This is a genomic window from Dickeya sp. MK7 (genome assembly GCF_000406305.1).
Classification (GTDB): Bacteria; Pseudomonadota; Gammaproteobacteria; order Enterobacterales; family Enterobacteriaceae; genus Dickeya; species Dickeya fangzhongdai.
This window is the reverse complement of sequence record NZ_CM001984.1, coordinates 1-15,382: the sequence shown is the minus strand read 5'-3', so window position 1 is coordinate 15,382 and position 15,382 is coordinate 1. Positions and strand designations below refer to the sequence as shown.

15 protein-coding genes are annotated in these 15,382 nt (G+C 55.1%); 7 read left to right on the top strand and 8 right to left on the bottom strand.

Annotated features, from left to right (window positions below; genetic code table 11):
• A partial coding sequence (locus DXXMK7_RS22935; protein ID WP_206750264.1) for a hypothetical protein occupies nt 1-269 on the top strand: 269 nt, incomplete at its 5' end.
• A 16-nt stretch (nt 270-285) separates the two neighbouring features.
• Here DXXMK7_RS22935 and rbsR read toward each other — a convergent pair.
• The 7 genes from rbsR to DXXMK7_RS00180 form a co-directional block, all read right to left on the bottom strand.
• The gene (gene rbsR, locus DXXMK7_RS00210) at nt 286-1,290 is read right to left on the bottom strand and encodes a ribose operon transcriptional repressor RbsR (RefSeq protein WP_197724576.1); all 1,005 of its coding nucleotides are present in this window, start codon (nt 1,288-1,290) and stop codon (nt 286-288) included.
• 3 nt (nt 1,291-1,293) lie between these two features.
• Nucleotides 1,294-2,220 (bottom strand): ribokinase, encoded by a 927-nt coding sequence (rbsK, locus tag DXXMK7_RS00205; protein ID WP_038917336.1) that lies wholly within the window; start codon nt 2,218-2,220, stop codon nt 1,294-1,296.
• 82 nt (nt 2,221-2,302) lie between these two features.
• Complete coding sequence (rbsB, locus tag DXXMK7_RS00200; protein ID WP_022635461.1) at nt 2,303-3,193, bottom strand: ribose ABC transporter substrate-binding protein RbsB; 891 nt, start codon at nt 3,191-3,193, stop codon at nt 2,303-2,305.
• A gap of 26 nt (nt 3,194-3,219) precedes the next feature.
• Nucleotides 3,220-4,188 (bottom strand): ribose ABC transporter permease, encoded by a 969-nt coding sequence (gene rbsC, locus DXXMK7_RS00195; protein ID WP_038664119.1) that lies wholly within the window; start codon nt 4,186-4,188, stop codon nt 3,220-3,222.
• A 7-nt stretch (nt 4,189-4,195) separates the two neighbouring features.
• A complete protein-coding gene (rbsA, locus tag DXXMK7_RS00190) occupies nt 4,196-5,701 on the bottom strand; it encodes a ribose ABC transporter ATP-binding protein RbsA (RefSeq protein WP_038917335.1) in 1,506 nt (501 codons plus the stop codon).
• A gap of 7 nt (nt 5,702-5,708) precedes the next feature.
• Nucleotides 5,709-6,128: a D-ribose pyranase gene (rbsD, locus tag DXXMK7_RS00185; protein WP_013315718.1), complete on the bottom strand. Its 420-nt coding sequence runs from the start codon at nt 6,126-6,128 to the stop codon at nt 5,709-5,711.
• Between the two features lie 205 nt (nt 6,129-6,333).
• The gene (locus DXXMK7_RS00180) at nt 6,334-6,741 is read right to left on the bottom strand and encodes a YgiW/YdeI family stress tolerance OB fold protein (protein ID WP_038917334.1); all 408 of its coding nucleotides are present in this window, start codon (nt 6,739-6,741) and stop codon (nt 6,334-6,336) included.
• 205 nt (nt 6,742-6,946) lie between these two features.
• Here DXXMK7_RS00180 and qseB point away from each other — a divergent pair, with 205 nt between their 5' ends.
• On the top strand, nt 6,947-7,618 hold the full coding sequence (qseB, locus tag DXXMK7_RS00175; protein WP_038917333.1) for a quorum sensing response regulator transcription factor QseB: 672 nt from the start codon (nt 6,947-6,949) through the stop codon (nt 7,616-7,618).
• Complete coding sequence (gene qseC / locus DXXMK7_RS00170; protein WP_038917332.1) at nt 7,605-8,975, top strand: quorum sensing histidine kinase QseC; 1,371 nt, start codon at nt 7,605-7,607, stop codon at nt 8,973-8,975. The genes qseB and qseC overlap by 14 nt, the downstream gene beginning before the upstream one ends.
• A 122-nt stretch (nt 8,976-9,097) precedes the next feature.
• On the opposite strand, the gene kup is transcribed toward qseC, so the two are convergent.
• Nucleotides 9,098-10,966, bottom strand: a complete 1,869-nt coding sequence (gene kup / locus DXXMK7_RS00165) for a low affinity potassium transporter Kup (RefSeq protein WP_038917331.1) — start codon at nt 10,964-10,966, stop codon at nt 9,098-9,100.
• Nucleotides 10,967-11,239: 273 nt separating this feature from the next.
• On the opposite strand from kup, the gene ravA reads away from it, so the two are divergent.
• The 4 genes from ravA (at nt 11,240) to mioC (ending at nt 15,351) form a co-directional block, all read left to right on the top strand.
• Nucleotides 11,240-12,736, top strand: a complete 1,497-nt coding sequence (ravA, locus tag DXXMK7_RS00160) for an ATPase RavA (protein ID WP_038917330.1) — start codon at nt 11,240-11,242, stop codon at nt 12,734-12,736.
• 5 nt (nt 12,737-12,741) lie between these two features.
• Nucleotides 12,742-14,217 carry an ATPase RavA stimulator ViaA gene (gene viaA / locus DXXMK7_RS00155; RefSeq protein WP_038917329.1) on the top strand — a complete coding sequence of 492 codons (1,476 nt, stop codon included), beginning with the start codon at nt 12,742-12,744 and terminating at the stop codon, nt 14,215-14,217.
• Between the two features lie 134 nt (nt 14,218-14,351).
• Nucleotides 14,352-14,816, top strand: coding sequence for a transcriptional regulator AsnC (asnC, locus tag DXXMK7_RS00150; RefSeq protein ID WP_013315714.1), 465 nt, complete (start codon nt 14,352-14,354; stop codon nt 14,814-14,816).
• A 91-nt stretch (nt 14,817-14,907) separates the two neighbouring features.
• Nucleotides 14,908-15,351: an FMN-binding protein MioC gene (gene mioC, locus DXXMK7_RS00145; RefSeq protein ID WP_038917328.1), complete on the top strand. Its 444-nt coding sequence runs from the start codon at nt 14,908-14,910 to the stop codon at nt 15,349-15,351.
• The last annotated feature ends 31 nt before the right edge of the window (nt 15,352-15,382 follow it).

Genomic DNA, 15,382 nt, shown 5'->3' with positions numbered 1-15,382 from the left:
AGCAGTGCGACCGGCTTACAGCCTGCTGTCGCGAGGTGGCGTATACTACGCTTTCCTCATTCAGAGTCAACGACTTTTTTCTCGCTTTCTCCGCCTCACACCGCGCTGGCTTGTCGCCGTTGCCGTGTCAGTGGAGGCGCATTATAGGGAGTTCTTCTGGCCTGACAAGCGATAAATGCAAAAAAATCATCAACTGGATGGTTTTCAGGCAAAACGGGCAGGAATACATCAATATGCCGCTTTTCAGCGGTATAAAACGTCAGAATTAAGGAAAACAATCAGCCACTAACTTCTTGTGCCGACCGAATCCCGAATGATCAGCTCCGGCGTCAACACCAGTACATTGTGTTCCTCATCCGGGTGTTCCAGCCGGTGAAGCAGCGTATCAATCGCCAGTTCGCCCAGTTCATCTTTAGGTTGATGAATCGTCGTCAACGGTGGAGACAGATAGCGCGCCAGTTCGATATCGTCATAACCAACAACGGCCATATCGTCCGGGATAGACAAACCAGCGTCGTGCAAAGCACGATAGACGCCCACCGCCATAGCATCATTACTGGTAAAGACGGCTTCGGGCCGCTGCGGCAATGCCAGCAATTGTTGCATGGCGCGAAAGCCGGTTTCGAATTCGAAGTCCCCAACCACCTCATAACCGGGAAGGATCGACAACCCCGCCTGATGCATCGCTTTACGATAGCCTTCCAGGCGATTATGCGCGGTGGTTTTATCCTGCGGACCGGCGATACAGGCGATGTGGCGATATCCCTGAGAAATCAGGTAATGGGTAGCCATTTCGCCGCCTTGCAGCGAGTTGTCCTTGATGACATCGCTGCTGCCTTCAAAAGGCGCCCAATCCATCATCACGACAGGAATAGAAGGATAACGGCGAATAATATCGGGTGACGGCATGTGGCTTTCAGTACACATCAGCAACAACCCATCGACCCGTTTCTGCAATAGTGTTTCCAGACTGCGGCTCAGACGATGGTGATCGCCTTCCGTATTGCACAGAATCAGGCTGTAACCCCGTTCGTAGCAACAACGTTCCACACCTCGCACCACTTCTGCGTAGAACGGGTTGCTGCTGGCAGTCAGCAGCATGCCGATGGTTCGGGTCTGATTGATTTTGAGGCTACGCGCCAGCGCTGACGGCGCATAATTCAATTGCTCAACCGCTTTCATCACCCGGTCGCGAATGATATCGCTGACATAGCGGTTATTGTTGATAACATGAGAAACCGTTGATGTGGATACCCCGGCCAGACGGGCCACGTCTTTCATCGTTGCCAAGGATCACTCCTGTGCATTCAGGAAAGCATCAATCTCTTCACGCCAGGGAACCGAAGGCTGGGCGCCATAACGAGTAACCGCGATAGCCGCCGCCGCATGAGCGAATTTAACCGCAGCGTCCATCGGGCGTGACTCCAGCAGAGCCGTCACCAGCGCGCCATTGAACGTATCGCCGGCAGCGATGGTATCGACCGCTGTTACGCGAAAACCGGGAATACGTTGCCCTTTACCCTGTTCACTTAACCAGACGCCGCGGCTCCCCAACGTAATCAGTACGGTCGCAATGCCTTTATCATGCAATACCTGTGCGGCACGTTGCGCGTCGTCTTCCGTTTCGACCGTGACGCCGGTCAGGATCTGCGCTTCGGTTTCATTCGGCGTAATCATGTCCACCAGCGACAGCAATTCATCAGGCAACGAGCAGGCCGGCGCCGGATTGAGGATCACTTTGGTGCCATTGTCATGGGCCAGACGAGCGGCGGCCGTCACTGTTTCCAGCGGCGATTCCAACTGCATCAACAGCGCGGAGGCATCAATAATTTTCTGCTGATAGCGATTCAGGTAATCAGGCGTTACCGCCGCGTTGGCTCCCGCATGAATACCGATCATGTTTTCAGCTTCGCCATTGACGAAAATCAGCGCCACCCCGGTAGTCTGGCCGGAAATCGCCTCAACGGCGGAGACATCAATTCGGTCGTTGATCAGTTGCTGGCGAATACGCTCACCGATATCGTCCGCCCCGACACAGGCAATAAATTCGATATCAGCGCCGCTGCGCCCGGCAGCCACCGCCTGGTTGGCGCCTTTGCCGCCAAATGCCACGCCATACTGTTTACCGATCACCGTTTCGCCCGGGCGGGGAAACTGCGCCAGATTCAAAATATGGTCCGCATTGATACTTCCCAAGACTACCAGCTTGCCTGATTTCATTACCATGAACCCCGATGTTGATTACGCGCCACCCGTCAGGGGTGGCGCAGTACTGCACGTGCGGTATTACGCTTTGATTCTGTTATTGTTTGGTAACCAGTTTCAGGTCAACAGGAATGATCGGCTGTACTTTTTCGCCTTTCAGAACCTTGTCGGCGGTTTCCACGCCGATGATGCCGATTTGCTCAGGACGCTGCGCCACGGTAGCCGCCAGTTTGCCGCCTTCTACGGCTTTCACGCCATCGGCGGTGCCGTCAAAACCGACGACCAGCACATCGTCACGACCTGCCGTCTGCAAAGCACGCAGGGCGCCCAGCGCCATTTCGTCGTTCTGGGCGAACACAGCTTTAACGTCCGGATGGGCGGTCAGCAGGTTCTGCATGACGTTCAGACCCTTGGTGCGATCAAAGTCAGCAGGCTGGCTCGCCAGCATGGCGAATTTGTTTTTCTCGGCAGATTTCATGAAGCCGGCGCCGCGTTCACGGGCAGCAGACGTTCCCGCCAGACCTTCCAGCTGAATCACCTTGGCGCCTTCACCCAGTTTTTTGGCGATGAAATCACCGGCGACTTTACCGCCGAAGGCGTTGTCGGAAGCCACATGGCTAACCACTTCGCCGCTGGCTGCAACACGGTCCAGCGTGATGACCGGGATTTTGGCCTGGTTAGCCAGCTTCACCGCATTACCTACCGCGTTAGAATCGGTCGGGTTGATCAGCAGCAGCTTGGCGCCGCGAACGGTCAGATCCTGCACATTGGAAAGTTCTTTGGCCGGGTTGTTCTGAGAATCCAGAATCACCAGATTGTAGCCAAGTTTGTCAGCTTCTTTCTGCGCGCCATCTTTCAGAGACACGAAGAACGGGTTATTGAGCGTGGAAACAACAAGAGCAATGGTATCCTTCGCCAGCGCATTGGCACTGACGGTGGCACTCAGCGCGACAGCGGAAACCAGAGTAGCAATCTTCTTCAAATTCATATTTCAATTCCTGTGTGAATGAAAAGTTATTTACTGCCTTTGTTATCTACCAAAACCGCCAGCAAAATAACCACCGCCTTGACGATCATCTGGTAGTAAGAAGAAACACCTAACAGGTTAAGTCCGTTATTCAGGAACCCCAGAATCAGAGCGCCGATTAACGTTCCCACCACGCGTCCTTTACCACCTGACAGACTTGTGCCACCCAGCACCACCGCCGCAATGGCATCCAATTCATAACCCGTCCCTGCCGTTGGTTGCGCCGATGACAGGCGAGCTACTTCGATAATGCCCGCCAGCGCCGACAGCAAACCACACAACGAATAAACGACCACTTTCACTCTATCAACGCTGATCCCGGAAAGGCGGGTTGCCGCTTCATTTCCGCCCAGCGCATAGATATAGCGGCCGATGCGGGTATGGTGCAGCATGTACCAGGTTGCCAGGAATACCACCGCCATAATCCAGATTGGCGTGGGTATGCCCAGAGGACGTCCGATGCCGAACCAGCCTAGCGCATCCGCCGCATCGGAAAAACCGGTATTGATCGGGCTGCCGTTGGTATACACCATGGTCACGCCGCGCAGCAGCAGCATCATCACCAGCGTGGCGATAAAGGCCTGCACCCGCCCCTTGGCAATCACGATGCCGGTACCGGCGCCGATGACCGCGCCCAGCGCCAGCGCGGCGAACACCGCCACCAGCGCATTGATCTCAAGCCCGACGATGGAAGCCGCTACCGCGCCGGTCAGCGCCAGCAGCGACCCCACGGATAAATCAATGCCGGACGTGAGGATCACCAGCGTCATTCCCACCGCCATGATGGCGTTCACCGAGGTCTGCTGCAGGATGTTGAACAGGTTGTTCAGGGTAAAAAAGTTGGGGCTCATTGAAGACACCACAGCGATCAAAATCAGCAGGGCGATCAATGATTTTTGCTCCATCAGCCACTCTTTGCTGAGCCAGCGCTTTGCTGTGATAGTTTGGGAACTCATGTCTGACTTACTCCTGCTTTACGCCGTATTGCTTACCAACGGCCGCAGCCATCAGCGTTTCCTGTGTCGCCTGTTCAATCGGGAACTCGCCGCTCAGACGCCCTTCGTGCATCACGATGATGCGATCGCTCATCCCAAGCACTTCAGGCATTTCCGACGACACCAGAATGATGCTTAACCCTTCCTGCTTGAACTGGTTGATTAACTGATAGATTTCTTTTTTTGCACCCACATCCACGCCGCGGGTCGGCTCATCCAGAATCAGCACTTTGGGACGAGTCATCAGACCGCGAGCGATGGCCACTTTCTGCTGATTGCCGCCAGACAGCAGCCCAATCGTCTGGGACATGGACGGCGTGCGGATATTGAACATGCGGATGAAATCGCTCACCGCCTGCTGTTCATCGCCGTGCCGCAGCGACCCCGCGGCATTGCTGAAATAGCGCAGCGCGGTCAGGGACATGTTTTCCTTCACCGACATGCCGAGCACCAGCCCGTCGTGCTTGCGGTCTTCGGAAATATAGACGATGCCGCTGGCAAGCCCGTCCTGCGGACTGCGGGTCACCACATCCTTACCGTCCAGATGAACGTTGCCGTGGGTACGCGGCAACGCGCCGTAAAGCACTTTCATCAATTCGGTACGACCGGCGCCCATTAACCCGGCGACACCAAGAATCTCACCCTTGCGCAGCGTGAAACTCACGTTTTCCACCCCCGGCCCGGACAATTCGCTGACCTGCAAACGCACCTCGCCGGGCGCCTGATTCAGGCGGGGATACTGATCTTCCAGCTTACGCCCCACCATCATTTCAATCAGCGAGTCTTCCTGCAATTCACTCACCGGGCGCTCGCCGATGAACTGGCCGTCGCGAAAGACCGTCACGTCATCACAGATTTCAAAGATTTCTTTCAGTCGATGGGAGATATAGACGATGCCGCAGCCATGAGACTGCAGTTCTTTAATCACGCTGAACAGCGACGCGGTTTCGGTATCGGTCAACGCATCGGTGGGTTCATCCATGATGATGACCCGTGATTCAAAGCTGAGCACCTTGGCGATTTCGACCATCTGCTGGTCGCCAATCGACAATTCGCCCACCAAACGACGACTGTCATAACGCAGATTCAAACGCTTAAGCAGTTTGTCCGCCTCGGCGTACATCCGTTTCCAGTTGATACGCCCCAAGCGGTTGGTAAATTCGCGGCCAAGGAAAATATTTTCCGCAATGGTCAGTTGAGGAATCAGGTTCAGTTCCTGATGGATAATACCGATCCCTGCTTCCTGAGAGGCTTTGGGGCCGCTGAAAGCCACGTCCTTACCTAGAAAATGGATACTGCCGGCATCTTTGCGATAAATCCCCGTCAGTACCTTCATCATGGTGGATTTGCCGGCACCGTTCTCACCCACCAGCGCCATGACCTTCCCCGGATAGACATTCAATGCCGCGCCGGAAAGCGCCTTAACGCCGGGAAAGGTTTTGGTGATGCCTTGCAATTGCAGTAAAGGTTGCATCGGTACCTCAGAAGGTGACGCCGGCACAAAGGATCACATTCGCATACGGAGAACATTCTCCAGTGCGAATAATGGCCCGGCTTTGGCCACTTTGCTTTTTGAAATCCTCATGGCTGACGTAATGCAGTGAAATAGTATTTCCCTGGTGTTGTTCAAGTTGTGCTAACTGTTTCAATAATGCGTCATGGAGTTGCGTATTCTTCTCGATGATTTCCTGCGCCAGAATCGCGGCTTCAACCTGCATTTCCGCCGTTACCACATTCAGCACCTGCAAAAAACCGGGCACATTATGGGTCAAGGCCAAATCGATACGGGTTGTGGTCTCCGGAATCGGCAAACCGGCATCTGCTATGACAATTTGGTCGGTATGCCCCAGCCGGGAAATCACCGATGAAATATCGGAATTAAGTAACGCACCTTTCTTCATTTTTATTTACCCTGATAGCGAAACGTTTCGCTTGTATGACAAGTGTAGAAAAAGAACAGGAGAAGGCAACGATTATCTTATGAAAATGTGATCGTTATCGAAACGTTTCGTTGGCGTAATAAAAGGAAGATTTTACGTTATTAAAACCAATAAAAATGCCCTGCCGGGAGCAACAGGCGGACCGCAGCCCGCCTGACAAGGCAGGCTATTTCTGGATTTTCCGTATCTGTTTCACATCCAGTTGAACCGAACTAAAGTCTTTGTCCAATTCGCCTTTCAACTCGACCCGATCTTCCGGGGTAATGGTCTGGCCTTCCCACCGTCTGTCATCAATGTCCACCAGGATGGTGCCGGTGGCGTCGCGAAACTGATAGTCATCTTTGCCAACACGCTGAATGATATTGCCCTGCAATCTTACCCAGCTGTCGTCACGCATGTCTTTAGCCTGCGCCACCGTGGTCAGGCTGCCATCCGGACCGGAAAAACCGCCAGTCGCAGAAGAAGGCGGCGTCGGCGCCGATTCGCTGGGGCCGAGAAATCCTCCGGTTTGAGCGGCGGATAACGAGGCGGAACACAACGCCGCAACAGCAACCAGTACAATGCGTTTCTTCATGAATTCTCTCCTGAGGTCTTGATGGATTAAGCCGAATGACTAACTGCGGCTACTAAACCAAAAAGTTCTTAACAGGATCTTAAAGCCCACGGCGTTGCAGCGGTATTTATCCGGATTGCGGGCCGCCTCGCGTCGTGGCGCTGTCATCCTATTCGTTAGCAAAGGAAATAACGTATAAACACAGCGGAAAAAAGTAGGAGGGACGATGCGTATACTGTTAATCGAGGACGATCGTTTGATTGGCGACGGCATCAAGGCCGGGCTTATCAAGCTCGGTTTTAACGTGGACTGGTTCACCCAGGGAGACGACGGACTGGCTGCGCTACCCGCCGCACCTTACGATGCGGTGGTACTGGACCTCAGCCTGCCGAAAATCGATGGTCTGGAGATTCTGCGGCAATGGCGCCAGCGTGGACACGACGTACCCGTGCTGATACTGACCGCGCGCGATGCGATTGAACAACGCGTTCAGGGGCTACAGCAGGGAGCGGACGATTACCTTTGCAAACCCTTTGAACTGACCGAGGTTGCCGCTCGTCTGCAGGCATTGATCCGCAGGCGTTATGGGCAGTTACAGCCGGTGCTGGCGCATGGCGCCGTCACGCTGGACCCCGGTTCCCGCCACGTGACGCTCAATGGGGAGCCGCTTACGCTGAAATCCCGTGAGCTGGCGCTGCTGGAACTGTTTCTGATGAACCCCGGCCACATCCTGACCCGTAACCAACTGGAAGAAAAAATCTACAGCTGGGACGACGAGGTCTCAAGCAACGCGGTAGAAGTGCACATCCATCATCTGCGCCGGAAACTCGGCAGCCATTTCATCCGTACCGTGCATGGCGTAGGTTACGCGCTGGGAGCCGCCGATGCTGACGCTTAACCTGCGGCTACGCCTGTTGCTGGGCTTTACGCTGCTGATGCTGCTGGTCGGTGGGGCTGCCGCCATACTGTCATGGACGCAAACCCGTCATAACATCAATGAGCTGTTTGATACCCAGCAAATGCTGTTTGCCAGACGGCTGGCTACTATCGATCCGCAAAATTGGCGTATCGATCCGCAAAACTGGCGGCAAAGCCCCCAGCCCTTGCCCAAATCGCCCAAACTGGCGCGCCACCAGCGCGGCGAACTGGACGACGACGCGCTGGCGTTCGCCATTTTTACCCGGGACGGGCAAATGGTTTTGAACGATGGCGAAAACGGCAGAGACTTTGTCTTTCACTATCAACAGAATGGTTTTACCGATTCCCGTTTGCGGGATGATGACGACAAATGGCGACTGATGTGGCTGGCTACCAAGGATAACCGCTATGTGGTGGTCGTGGGTCAAGAGTGGGATTACCGTCAGGATATGACGCTGGATATCGTGAAGACCAACCTGATTCCCTGGCTGGCGGTGCTTCCGATTATGTTGGTGTTGCTGTTCTGGTTACTCAGTTATGAACTGGCGCCACTGAAGCGAATCGCCGCCCGGTTGCATCAGCGTAATCCGGATGACGGAACGCCGCTCGACATAGCCCAGGTGCCGCCGGAAGTTCAGCCGCTGGTTAGCGCGCTCAACCAGCTGTTCGTTCGCCATCAGGACACCCTATTGCGCGAACGTCGCTTCACCTCGGACGCCGCCCACGAATTACGCAGTCCGCTGGCGGCGCTGAAAGTGCAGGCTGAAGTGGCACAGCTGGCGCAAGACGATGCCGCGGTACGCCAGCACGCGCTGACAAATCTGGGCGCCGGCATCGATCGAGCCTCCCGTCTGGTGGATCAATTGCTGACCCTCTCACGTCTGGACGCTGCCTCCGCCGCCGGCGAACCGCCTCCCGTGCACTGGCAGCCATTGCTGCAGCAACTGGTAATCGAACACTACCCCGCAGCACAAGCCGCTCAGGTGGAGATTCGGCTGGAAGCGCCGGATTCCCCGGTCATCAGTCTGGGTAATCCATTGCTGCTGACCCTGCTGGTGCGCAATTTACTGGATAACGCCATTCGCTACAGTCAGACAGGCAGCGCCATCACGCTGACGCTAACCGCCTCCGGCCTTCAGATCGCCGACGACGGGCCGGGCGTGGATGAAACGATACTGGAACGTCTTGGCGAGCGATTTTTCCGTCCTCCCGGCCAGGAAAAGTCCGGCAGCGGGCTGGGCTTGTCGATAGTCAATAATATCGCCCGTTTACATGGCATGCGCACCCGCTTTGCCAACCGGCCGGGAGGCGGTTTTGTTGCGACGCTGACCTGGTGAAGAAACTCATCCGGTGAAAGGGAAACAGAGACTGGTGCAGACGACGAGACTGCGGTGACGAACGCGAAAGCGGGTGAGTTCTTACCGAATCTCACCCGCTTAACCTGCCGCGAAGTCAGGCGTCAGATTTCTACCTGAATGCCGAGTTCGATCAGCCGGTTCGGTGGGATTTCGAACTGGTCCGCCGCACGCAGCGCATTGCGACTCAACATCATGAACAGTTTGCCGCGAACTCGCAGATACCAGGGTCGATTCCCCATCATCAGCGATTCGTTCGACAGGAAGAAGGTAGTCTCCATCATCTGACAAGTTAAGCCATCCTGCCAGCAACGGTGGAAGACCTCTTCCACATTAGGAGTTTCACGCCAGCCATAGCTGGCGACAACGCGCCAGAAGGTCGGGGAAAGCTGTTCCACCGAAACACGCCGGGCGTTATGCACATAAGGCGCGTCTTCCGTTCTCATGGTCAGCAGCACCACGCGCTCATGCAATACCTTGTTGTGCTTGAGATTGTGCAGCAGCGCAAACGGAATCACGTGGGTGGCGCGCGAAAGATAAACCGCAGTACCGGTCACTCGCACCGGCGGGTTCTTTTCCAGCGAAGCAATCATCGCATCCAGCGAATTGCCATGCTCGTGGATACGGCGCAGAAGCCGGAAGCGTTCGCTTTTCCAGGTGGTCATGATGATAAACATCACCATCCCCAGCGCCAGCGGCAACCAGCCGCCGGAAATAATCTTCACCACGTTAGCCAGGAACATCGGCAGGTCGATAGCCAGCAGCGCCACCAGCAGCAACCAGACCAGATAGCGATACCAGTGCCAGTTTTTCAGCGCCACCGTACAGGACAGGATACTGGTCAGCACCATGGTGCCGGTCACCGCAATACCGTAGGCGGCGGCCAGATTGCTGGAGTGTTCAAAGCTGACAATAACGATCACGACCGCCACGTACAGCAGCCAGTTGATAAACGGAATATAAATCTGCCCGGATTCCATATCCGACGTATGCACGATGCGCATCGGCGGCAGATACCCCAGACGCACCGCCTGTCGGGTCAGCGAAAACACGCCGGAAATCACCGCCTGAGAGGCGATGATGGTAGCCAGCGTCGCCAGCACCAGCAGCGGAATCAGCGCCCAGTCAGGCGCCAGCAGAAAGAACGGGTTTTTAATCGCCTCCGGATTTTTCAGCAGCAGCGCGCCCTGACCGAAGTAGTTGAGCACCAGCGACGGTAACACCGCGGAAAACCAGGCGATACGAATAGGCAGTTTGCCGAAATGCCCCATGTCGGCGTACAGCGCTTCCACCCCGGTGATCGCCAGCACCACCGCCCCCAGCGCAAAGAAGGATACCGCTTTGTACTGAATAAAGAAGTTGATGGCCCATTTGGGATTCAACGCCTGCAGCACCTCAGGATTGGCGATGATACTGCGCGCGCCCAGCACCCCGAGCGTCAGAAACCACAGCATCATGATTGGCGCAAACAGGCTGCCCACCCGGCCGGTGCCGTGTTTCTGAATCATGAACAGCAGCGTCAGCACCACAATCGAAATCGGGACGATGTAGGTATCCAGCGACGGCGCGACGATATCCAGCCCTTCAATCGCCGACATCACCGAGATCGCCGGGGTGATCACCACCTCGCCATAGAAAAAGCTGCCGCCGATGAGCCCCATGATCACCACCATGGCGGTCACCTTATCGGAGGTGTTGCGCCCGGCCAGCGACATCAGCGTCAGAATGCCGCCTTCGCCGGCGTTATCGGCGCGCATAACGTAGCTCAGATACTTAAGGGATACCACCAGCACCAGCAGCCAGAATATCAGGGAGAGAAAGCCAAAAACGGAATCGGGCTCAACCCCAAAACCAAACTGTCCGGAAAGACACTCCCTGAGCGTATAAAGCGGGCTGGTGCCGATATCGCCATACACCACCCCGATGGCAGCCAGCGTGATCGCCGGAAGTGAACGTTTATGTTCTGAATTCATAAACCCTGTCTTCTGTTATCAATTCATTAACAAATCGGGCCTTATTCTGGTTGGACTAGCCCGAAAACGCACAGTATGCACAAATCACGTTAAAAGCCCATTTTTAATATTACCTTCGTTCTGATTCAGGACAGGTGCCTTGGTTGATTAACACCGGTAATGGTGACAATAATTAATGTATGGCTAATGAAGAAAACGTAATCTTCCCAACGTTCCTGGATAACTGTTTTTTCACGCTTCCCGACGGCGATTCACAGCAATGACGGATCTATTATGATACAACCCACAGCGCTGGCCGACCGTATCTCTCGCCTGAGCCATGCTCTCGAACACGGTCTTTACGAACGGCAACACGCCATCCGACTCTGCCTGCTGGCGGCGCTTAGCGGTGAGAGCGTCTTTCTGCTTGGTCCGCCGGGGATAGCCAAAAGCCTGATTGCCCGTCGCCTGAAATACGCCTTCCGACATGCACGCGCCTTTGAATACCTGATGACGCGCTTTTCAACGCCGGAAGAAGTATTCGGTCCGTTATCCATTCAGGCGCTGAAAGACGAAGGGCGTTATCAACGCCTGACGACCGGCTACCTACCGGAAGCAGAAATCGTATTTCTGGATGAAATCTGGAAAGCCGGCCCCGCTATCCTCAACACCCTGCTGACCGCCATTAACGAGCGACGTTTTCGCAACGGCAACAGTGAAGAACCGATCCCGATGCGGCTGCTGGTCACTGCGTCCAACGAACTGCCGGAAGCCGACAGCAGTCTGGAAGCCTTATACGACCGTATGCTGATCCGCATCTGGCTGGACCGGGTGCAGGACAAACACAATTTTCGCGCCATGCTCACCGCCTCGCCCGGCGAACAGGACAATCTGGTCAGCCCGGCGTTGAGCGTCAGCGACGAAGAATACCAACAGTGGCAGTCTCATATCGATCATATACCGTTGCCGGAAAATTGCTTCGAACTGATTTATCAGTTGCGCCAGCGTCTGGACTCGCAGGACGGTTCGCCATACGTTTCCGACCGCCGCTGGAAAAAAGCCATCCGCCTGTTGCAGGCCTGCGCTTTCTTCAGCGGGCGGGAAACCATTACCCCGGTTGACCTGATCCTGCTCAAGGATTGCCTGTGGCATGACCTTGGCACCCACGATCTGGTGGAGCAGCAATTACAGCAGTTGATGAGCGAGCAGGCCTATCAGCAACGGACATTGCTGTACCGGTTGCAGCAACTGAATGTGAAACGTCAGCAATACCAGCAACAGCAGAGTGAGCAGCAAGCCTTCCGGGTTGAACGTCAGGTCAACTTTTTCGGCCGCAAACCGCATCACACGCTGCCGGAAAGCCTGACATCCGCCGAACTGACGCTGATGCTGCAAAAACCGCTGCTGCTCAACGATTACACCGTAACCCACGTGGTGATCGACCGGGAAGCGCTGGCGGGCTGGCTGCAAAAAGGCGGCGAAATACGCGGCAAGCTCAACGGCGTCGGTTTTAGCCAGCGTCTGGATATGGAAGTGGATGAGCGCCAGCATCTGATCATCCGCGATATCAGTTTGCAAAGCGCCGCATTGTCTTTGCCGGGCGTAATAAAAGGCGAACTGCCGGAAGAGATGCTTCAGGAATATGAAACGCTGAAAATTCAGTTACGTGAGCAACGCCGATTGTTTGAACGTCATCAGCCTTGTCTGTTTGTGCCTAAAGAATGGCTTGCCAGGATTGAAGAAAGCCTGCAGCAGGTCGATGAACAAATAGAGCAGTCACAACGGGAGTAACGATCATGCTGACGCTGGAATCCCTGGAGATGCTGTTGTCCATCGATGAAAACGATCTGCTGGATGACGTGATTATCACCCTGATGGCAACGCCTCAGCTGGTGATGTTCTTCGACAAATACCCGCGTCTGAAAAACGCCGTCATGCGTGATTTGCCGGAGTGGAAAGAAAATCTCCGGCAACGGCTGCGTAATACCCAGGCGCCGCCCGAACTGGAGAAAGAGTTCACCTGCTATCAACAGACCCAACTGGTCAGCGATAACACCTTTCAGTCCAGCCTACCGGACATCATGTCCACCTTGCATCATGTTGATTCCCCCTTCCTGAGTCAGGCAGAAAAGCTGGTTAATTCCGCGTCGCATGCGTCGGAACTCCGTATCAGCAGCAGCCAGCATAGCCTGTTTATGCAGCGCTGGCGCATCAGCCTGACGCTGCAGACCCTGAATCTGCACCAGCAAATCATGGAGCAGGAACGGGATCAATTGCTGGACGAGATCCAAAAACGTCTGACCATCAGCGGCGCGCTTGAGCCCGTTCTGGCCGACAATGATACCGCCGCCGGGAGACTGTGGGATCTCAGCGCCAGCAAACGTATGAAGCAGCCATTTAATGCGTTGCTGGAAGTTGGCGCCTTTCTGCGGCAACAGCCGGAACTGCAACGTCTGGCGGAACGTCTCGGCCGTAGTCGGGAGACTAAATCGGTCCTCAGCCAGGATGCCCCAAAAGAAGCCTTTCAGATCATGGTGCGTGAACCGGCTTTTGCGCCGGAGCAGGTCAGCGGCATCCACCAGAGCGACGATATTCTGCGCCTGCTTCCTACCGAGCTTTCCACCCTCGGCATCAGTGAGCTGGAGTTCGAGTTTTACCGTCGTCTGTCGGAACATCGGTTACTGACTTACCGATTGCAGGGGGAGAACTGGCGGGAAAAAACGCTGGAGCGGCCGGTCGTCCATCAGCATAACGAGCAGCAGCCGCGCGGGCCGTTTATCGTTTGTGTGGATACCTCCGGCTCGATGGGCGGGTTTAACGAACGCTGCGCCAAAGCCTTTTGCCTGGCGCTGATGCGAATTGCGCTGGCGGACAACCGCCGTTGTTACATCATGCTGTTTTCCACCGGCATCGTCAGTTACGACCTGACGTCGGAAAGCGGGCTGGAGGAAGCGATTCGTTTTCTCAGTCAGACCTTTCGGGGCGGCACTGATCTGGCCAGTTGCCTGTCAGCATTGCTGGAAAAAATGGACAGTCAGTCCTGGCAGGATGCCGATGCCGTGATTATTTCGGACTTTATCGCCCAGCGTCTGCCGGACGATCTGGTCAATGAAGTCAAACGCCGCCAGCATCGGCTGCAACACCGTTTCCATGCGGTCGCCATGTCAGCGCACGGCAAGCCCGGCATTCTGCGCATCTTCGATCATATCTGGCGCTTTGACACCGGGCTGAAAAGCCGTCTGCTGCGTCGCTTTCAGCACGAAAAAGTCTGATAACTCAAACCATCTATTCTTCTTATATAGCGCTTTTTATATATAGCTTTCCCGAATACCCCGCCGGTTTGGTCGTTGATTCATTCGGCAATAATCAGTAAAACGCTTCAGATAGTTCTTCACGGAGCAGCACCATGGCAGCAGACACCTACACAATGGACGAACTCGATCGCGGCATCCTCAATGCGCTGATGGAGAATGCCCGCACGCCTTACGCCGAACTGGCCAAACAGTTCTCCGTCAGCCCAGGCACCATCCATGTCCGGGTGGAAAAGATGAAACAGGCCGGCATCATCGTGGGAACGCGGCTGGACGTGAATCCCAAACAGCTGGGATATGACGTCTGTTGCTTCATCGGCATCATTCTGAAAAGCGCCAAGGACTATCCGTCCGCGGTGGAGAAGCTCAGTAATCTGGAAGAAGTGGTGGAGGCGTATTACACCACCGGGCATTACAGCATCTTCATCAAGGTGATGTGCCGTTCCATTGATGCGCTGCAACATGTACTTATCAACAAGATTCAGACAATTGATGAAATTCAGTCCACTGAAACCCTGATCTCCCTGCAAAACCCGATCATGCGTACCATCGTGCCTTAAGGCTTTTTTACTATCCCCCTATTATCCACAGGTAGATCCCACCAAGATCACAGCGTACAATGTGCCGTCGTTCAATCAGGCGGGATCGCGTATGGCAGACATTACCCTCATCAGCGGCAGCACCCTCGGCAGCGCCGAGTACGTTTCCGAGCACCTGGAATCGCTGCTGCAACAAAACGATTTCACAACCACGCTGCTGCATGGTCCGGAACTGGATGAGGTCACGCCTGAAAATCTGTGGCTGGTGGTGACATCCACCCACGGCGCAGGCGATCTGCCGGACAACCTGCAGCCGTTTTATGACGATCTGCAAACGAAACGCCCCGATTTGTCCGCGGTCCGCTATGGCGCGATCGGGATCGGCAGCAGCGAGTACGACACTTTCTGCGGCGCGATCGTCAAAGTGGATCAATTGCTGCAGGAGCTGGGCGCTCGTCGGATCGGCGAAATGCTGAAGATCGACATTACCCAACACGACATTCCGGAAGATCCCGCGGAAGCCTGGCTGGGATCATGGGTAAATTTACTCAAATAATCTTATTTTTTAGATCTGCATCTGTGGATAA

What these genes read in the sequence shown, in the direction of transcription:
- rbsK (WP_038917336.1), bottom strand. Translation starts at nt 2,220, where the DNA reads ATGAAATCAGGCAAGCTGGTAGTCTTGGGAAGTATCAATGCGGACCAT.
- rbsB (WP_022635461.1), bottom strand. Translation starts at nt 3,193, where the DNA reads ATGAATTTGAAGAAGATTGCTACTCTGGTTTCCGCTGTCGCGCTGAGT.
- rbsC (WP_038664119.1), bottom strand. Translation starts at nt 4,188, where the DNA reads ATGAGTTCCCAAACTATCACAGCAAAGCGCTGGCTCAGCAAAGAGTGG.
- rbsA (WP_038917335.1), bottom strand. Translation starts at nt 5,701, where the DNA reads ATGCAACCTTTACTGCAATTGCAAGGCATCACCAAAACCTTTCCCGGC.
- rbsD (WP_013315718.1), bottom strand. Translation starts at nt 6,128, where the DNA reads ATGAAGAAAGGTGCGTTACTTAATTCCGATATTTCATCGGTGATTTCC.
- DXXMK7_RS00180 (WP_038917334.1), bottom strand. Translation starts at nt 6,741, where the DNA reads ATGAAGAAACGCATTGTACTGGTTGCTGTTGCGGCGTTGTGTTCCGCC.
- qseB (WP_038917333.1), top strand. Translation starts at nt 6,947, where the DNA reads ATGCGTATACTGTTAATCGAGGACGATCGTTTGATTGGCGACGGCATC.
- qseC (WP_038917332.1), top strand. Translation starts at nt 7,605, where the DNA reads ATGCTGACGCTTAACCTGCGGCTACGCCTGTTGCTGGGCTTTACGCTG.
- kup (WP_038917331.1), bottom strand. Translation starts at nt 10,966, where the DNA reads ATGAATTCAGAACATAAACGTTCACTTCCGGCGATCACGCTGGCTGCC.
- ravA (WP_038917330.1), top strand. Translation starts at nt 11,240, where the DNA reads ATGATACAACCCACAGCGCTGGCCGACCGTATCTCTCGCCTGAGCCAT.
- viaA (WP_038917329.1), top strand. Translation starts at nt 12,742, where the DNA reads ATGCTGACGCTGGAATCCCTGGAGATGCTGTTGTCCATCGATGAAAAC.
- asnC (WP_013315714.1), top strand. Translation starts at nt 14,352, where the DNA reads ATGGCAGCAGACACCTACACAATGGACGAACTCGATCGCGGCATCCTC.
- mioC (WP_038917328.1), top strand. Translation starts at nt 14,908, where the DNA reads ATGGCAGACATTACCCTCATCAGCGGCAGCACCCTCGGCAGCGCCGAG.